A 795-nucleotide genomic window follows, 5' to 3' on the forward strand; every position below is an offset into this window, starting at 1 on the left:
CAAAATAACCTTTCTAAATCCAAACAACGAGGTTTCCCTCGCATTTTCCCACGTATTACGGCTTCTCGATTCCAGAATAAGCCGCTCAAAGGGAAACCCCAAAGAGACGAACAGCCTGCCCGCCGTAAGCGCTTCCGTATCCTGTCCGTATTCAAAAGTTTTTCCGCCAGAAAAAATATAGGGAACTTTATATGTGTCTCGAACCGAATACGCGTACAGAACCCTTTTTATCGCGTCCGAAGTAAGGGTATCGTTCCCCGCACCCGCTTCAGGCGATCCCTGTATTATTCCGCCGCCTAAAATCACGACGGCCTGCGGCCAGTCTTTTTTAAATTCGGACGACAATGGCGGATACGAGTTTTCCAAGGGTTTCAACAGCAAATCGGAAACGGGCTGTATCGACAATAAATATAAAAATAACATCGCAAGAAACGGAAATAATTTCTTTTTTTGCGGCAATAAAACAACAACAACGAAAAGGACAACGATAAAACATCCCGGGGGAAGTATTAAATATGTAAATACTTTGGAAAGAAATATCATTGTATCCTCGTATATTCCCCTACCCTTAACGGAAGAACGCTTTTGGCGAGTTCAGGATTTTGTTTAATCGCGTTGTCAATTTCATATAACGGATAAAGCAGAGGCTCGTCGCTAAGGCTGATAACGCCAAAGTGCATCGGAATAGAAACCTTCGCTTTTGTTTCCTTCGCCGCCTCTAGAAACTCTTTTACGGCGTGAAGGAAGTGCACGAGCTTGGCTGGTGGCAGAATATCACCATTGACGGTATTGAAT

2 protein-coding genes are annotated in these 795 nt (G+C 44.0%); both read right to left on the reverse strand.

Annotated features, from left to right (window positions below):
• The coding region (locus ACYVTD_RS14615; protein WP_461248447.1) for a YdcF family protein at positions 1-423 on the reverse strand (423 nt) is incomplete at its 3' end.
• 116 nt (positions 424-539) lie between these two features.
• Positions 540-795: hypothetical protein (locus ACYVTD_RS14620; RefSeq protein WP_461248448.1), on the reverse strand; the 256-nt coding region annotated here is incomplete at its 5' end.

This window comes from Treponema sp. R6D11 (genome assembly GCF_054786075.1).